Here is a 4,291-nt window from a genome sequence, read left to right on the forward strand (position 1 = left end):
GGCGGCATGCACGTATTCCACGTAGGCGGCGGTGAACGCGCGGCCGGCGGCGACGTCGTTGGGCGCGTACTTGCGGTGCGCCATCACTTGCTCGAACTGCCGGTGCAGGCCCTGCTCGGTGCGCTCCGCGATCAGGTGCGCCAGGGGTTCGAGCCTGCCGCTCGCCAGCGCGCGGTCGGCCGCGGCCACCGGCGCTTCGATCGTGCCGGCCGGCTTCAGCCCGGTGTACGGCGCGCCCTCGCCGGCGCGGTGCACGCGCACCAGCGTCTCGTGGAAGTGCATGTCGGCGAGGTCGCGCGCGGCGCCGCCCGCGCGGCGCACCTCCAGCGCCTGCGCGAACGCGCTGCGGACCTCCGCCTCGTCGGCCGGGCGCACCCAGACGAGCGCGAGGTTCACGTTGCCGGTCTCCAGCGCCTTGTGGCCGGCCGCGACGACGGGGCCGTCGAGGGTGTCGCAGTGCGCCTGGGCCGAAGAGGTCCAGGCCAGGGCGGCGGCGGCGAGCAGCGCGAACAGGGGGTGGCGGGCTTTCATCGTGGGTCTCCTTCACGGGATGTGTCGATCGCGCGGCGCCATTCGCCGCACGTGCCCGATGGAGACCGGCCCTGCGCGCGGATTCCCGGGGACTGGCGAAACCTTGACATCTGCTAACTCCGCGCCTGCGGCAAGCTGTCTTGACCGCGGTCAACGCGGGCCGGGCGCGGATGCAGGACCCTCGGGCGGGCCGCGTCCGGCCCGGCCCCCGATGTCTGCAACGCGCCGTCACGAACTCACCGCCGAAAAGCTGCTGCGCCGGCAGCCGCTGTTCAGGGAACTGGACCCCCCGACCGTCGCCAGGCTGGCCGCTGCCGCCGGGCGGCGCCTGCTGCGCCGGGGCGAACCCCTGTTCCGCCAGGGCGACCGCCCCAGCGGCATGTACATCGTCGTCTACGGCCGCCTCAAGCTGCTGGCCACCGACGCCCGCGGCGAGCGCCTGACCGGGGTCGTCGGCCCGGGGCGCAGCTTCGGCGAGCCGGTCATGTTCCTGCAGCGCCCGGCCCTGGTCGATGCGGTGGCCGCCGAAGACGCCCTGGTGCTGCACCTGCCCAGCGAAGCCGTGTTCGCGGAGATCGACGCCAACCCGCTGCTCGCGCGCAGGCTGCTCGCCGCCCTGAGCCAGCGGGTGGAGAGCCTCGTCCACGAACTCGGAAGGCAGGCCGCCGGCGGCGGACGCGCGCGGCTGGCGAGCTACCTGCTCGGGCTGCGCGGCGCGGCCGACCAGGACGTGGTGCAACTGCCGGCGGCGAAGGCCGCCGTGGCCACGCACCTCAATCTCACCGCGGAGCACTTCTCGCGCCTGCTGCGCGAGTTCGCCGCCGAAGGAGCCGTCTCCGTGCAGGGCCGCTCGGTGCGCCTGCTGGCGCCGCAGCGCCTGGCCGAGGCCGCGGCCTCGGGCTTCCGCAGGCGCCCCGCGCAGGCCGGCGCACGCGCGCTGCGCTCACCGGCCCCGGCGCCATGACCGCAGCGGCCAGCTCAGAGCCACACCGTGCCGCGCGGCAGCTGCACCTCGGAGCCGGGATCGCCCAGGCTCACGAGCGCGCCGATCACGAGGCTCAGGAGCGCGATGAAGATGCTGGCCAGGAAGGCGGTGCCGAAGCCGCGCACCGTGAAGCCGCGCACCAGCGCTGCCACCAGCATCAGCATCAGCGCGTTGATCACCAGCAGGAACAGGCCGAAGGTGACCAGCGTGAGCGGAAAGGTCAGCACCACGAGGATCGGCCGGACCACCGCGTTGGCCAGGCCGAGCAGCAGCGCGGAGACCAGCAGCGCGCGGCCGCTGTCGAACTGCAGGCCCTTGAAGACGTGGCTGGCGATCCAGAGGGACAGGGCGGTGATGCCCCAGTGAAGCAGGAACGGGAGGAGATGCGACATGGGAAGCCGTGCAGCATAGCGGCTCCCAAATCGCTAGCGCTTCGTGGCCTCGTCCATGCACTGCTGCTCCGCCTTCGCGCGCGCCGTATTGAGCTCGCGCGCCCGGTGCTCGGGCAGCGTGCAGTCCGGCGAATCGTCGAGCGGCTCGAGGCCAGCGGCGCAGTGGGGCTGGCAGGCCACGCGGCGCGCCTGCTGCATCTCGGCTTCGACGCTGCAGGCGCTGGCCCAGTACACGTCGTGGATCATGGCCACGTTCTGCAGGCACCATTCCATGGCCTTGCGCTCCCTGCTGCCTGCAGCCGGCAGCGCCGGCGGCGCGGGCGCTGCGCGCAGCACGTCCTGCGGCCAGCCGGCAGCGGCGTCGAGCAGGGCCTGCAGCGCAGCGATGCCCACCAGCAGCAGGACTGCCGTGGTCTCGGGGCGTTGCGCGCGCATGCCCATCGGTTTCGATCTGCTCCAGGCCGCCGGGCGGAATCCGGTGGGTCTATTCTTCCCGCTTTCGGCACCGCAGTGGATACCGGCCTGCCGGTGTCAGGCTGTGTAGTCCGAGAGCTCTACAATCCGATGCGAAGCATCGTTTTCCACGCCCAACCACCTTTCGAGAGGCATTCCCCGTGGCAGCCCGTTCCAAGATCATCTACACGCTCACCGACGAAGCACCTTACCTGGCGACGCACTCCTTCCTGCCGATCGTGCGCACCTTCGTGCAGGCGGCCGGCATCGACGTCGTCGAGTGCGACATCTCGGTGGCGCACCGCATCCTCGGCGAGTTCGGCGACTACCTGAGCGACGAACAGAAGGTGCCCAACACCCTGGCCGAACTGGGCCAGAAGACGCTGCAGCCTGACGCCAACATCATCAAGCTGCCGAACATCAGCGCTGCGCAGAACCAGCTGGTGGCCGCCATCCGCGAACTGCGCTCCAAGGGCTACATGGTGCCCGAGTTCCCCGAGAACCCGCAGACCGAGGAAGAGAAGAAGATCCGCCAGCGCTACGCCAAGGTGATCGGCTCCGCCGTCAACCCGGTGCTGCGCGAAGGCAACTCCGACCGCCGCGCGCCCAAGGCGGTGAAGGAGTACGCGCGCAAGCATCCGCACTCGATGGCCGAGTGGAGCCCCGCTTCCCGCACGCACGCCTCGTTCATGACCGAAGGCGACTTCTACCACGGCGAGAAGTCGATGACGCTCGATCGCGCGCGCGACGTGAAGATGGAGCTGGTGACGAAGTCCGGCCAGACGATCGTGCTGAAGCCGAAGACCTCGCTGCTGGCCGGCGAGATCATCGACTCGATGTTCATGAGCAAGAAGGCGCTGCTGAAGTTCTACGAGGAGCAGATCGAGGACGCGCGCAAGACCGGCATCATGTTCTCGCTGCACGTGAAGGCCACCATGATGAAGGTGTCGCACCCGATCGTGTTCGGCCACTGCGTGCGCCTGTTCTACAAGGAAGCCTTCGAGAAGCACGCCAAGCTGTTCGAGGAGCTGGGCGTGAACCCGAACAACGGCCTGGCCAGCCTGTACGAGAAGATCCAGGCGCTGCCCCAGTCCAAGCAGGACGAGATCAAGCTCGACCTGCATGCCTGCCAGGAACACCGCCCCGAGCTGGCGATGGTGGATTCGGCGCGCGGCATCACCAACCTGCACTCGCCCAACGACGTGATCGTCGATGCGTCGATGCCGGCCATGATCCGCCAGGGCGGCAAGATGTACGGCGCCGACGGCCGCCTGAAGGAAGTGAAGGCCGTGATGCCGGAATCGACCTTCGCCCGCATCTACCAGGAGATCATCAACTTCTGCAAGTGGCACGGCGCCTTCGATCCGAAGACCATGGGCACGGTGCCCAACGTCGGCCTGATGGCGCAGCAGGCCGAGGAGTACGGCTCGCACGACAAGACCTTCGAGATCCCCGAGGACGGCGTCGCCAACATCACCGACATCGCCACCGGCGAGGTGCTGCTGTCCCAGAACGTGGAGCAGGGCGACATCTGGCGCATGTGCCAGGCCAAGGACGCGGCGATCCGCGACTGGGTCAAGCTCGCCGTCACGCGTGCGCGCAACTCCGGCATGCCGGCCGTGTTCTGGCTCGACCCGTACCGCCCGCACGAGAACGAGCTGATCAAGAAGGTCAAGACCTACCTCAAGGACCACGACACCACGGGCCTGGACATCCAGATCATGAGCCAGGTGCGCGCGATGCGCTTCACGCTGGAGCGCGTGGCGCGCGGCATGGACACGATCAGCGTCACCGGCAACATCCTGCGCGACTACCTGACCGACCTGTTCCCGATCATGGAGCTGGGCACCAGCGCCAAGATGCTGTCGATCGTGCCCCTGATGGCCGGCGGCGGCATGTACGAGACGGGCGCGGGCGGCTCGGCGCCCAA

5 protein-coding genes are annotated in these 4,291 nt (G+C 69.4%); 2 read left to right on the forward strand and 3 right to left on the reverse strand.

Features of this window, described 5'->3' with window-relative positions:
* The coding region (locus VFM98_RS23685) for a DUF6448 family protein (RefSeq protein ID WP_325112353.1) at nucleotides 1-531 on the reverse strand (531 nt) is incomplete at its 3' end.
* A gap of 211 nt (nucleotides 532-742) precedes the next feature.
* Here VFM98_RS23685 and VFM98_RS23690 point away from each other — a divergent pair.
* A complete protein-coding gene (locus tag VFM98_RS23690; RefSeq protein ID WP_325112354.1) occupies nucleotides 743-1,495 on the forward strand; it encodes a Crp/Fnr family transcriptional regulator in 753 nt (250 codons plus the stop codon).
* 14 nt (nucleotides 1,496-1,509) lie between these two features.
* Here the strand turns inward: VFM98_RS23690 and VFM98_RS23695 are convergent, their stop codons facing one another.
* Nucleotides 1,510-1,908, reverse strand: a complete 399-nt coding sequence (locus VFM98_RS23695) for a phage holin family protein (protein ID WP_325112355.1) — start codon at nucleotides 1,906-1,908, stop codon at nucleotides 1,510-1,512.
* 33 nt (nucleotides 1,909-1,941) lie between these two features.
* Nucleotides 1,942-2,343, reverse strand: a complete 402-nt coding sequence (locus tag VFM98_RS23700; protein WP_325112356.1) for a hypothetical protein — start codon at nucleotides 2,341-2,343, stop codon at nucleotides 1,942-1,944.
* A gap of 179 nt (nucleotides 2,344-2,522) precedes the next feature.
* Between VFM98_RS23700 and VFM98_RS23705 the strand changes: the two genes are divergently transcribed.
* Nucleotides 2,523-4,291: NADP-dependent isocitrate dehydrogenase (locus tag VFM98_RS23705; protein ID WP_325112357.1), on the forward strand; the 1,769-nt coding region annotated here is incomplete at its 3' end.

This window comes from Ramlibacter sp. (genome assembly GCF_035706265.1).
GTDB lineage: Bacteria > Pseudomonadota > Gammaproteobacteria > Burkholderiales > Burkholderiaceae_C > Ramlibacter.

Bases quoted from the DNA above. Each gene is read 5' to 3' on its own strand.
- VFM98_RS23695 (WP_325112355.1), bottom strand. From the start codon at position 1,908: ATGTCGCATCTCCTCCCGTTCCTGCTTCACTGGGGCATCACCGCCCTG.
- VFM98_RS23690 (WP_325112354.1), top strand. From the start codon at position 743: ATGTCTGCAACGCGCCGTCACGAACTCACCGCCGAAAAGCTGCTGCGC.
- VFM98_RS23700 (WP_325112356.1), bottom strand. From the start codon at position 2,343: ATGCGCGCGCAACGCCCCGAGACCACGGCAGTCCTGCTGCTGGTGGGC.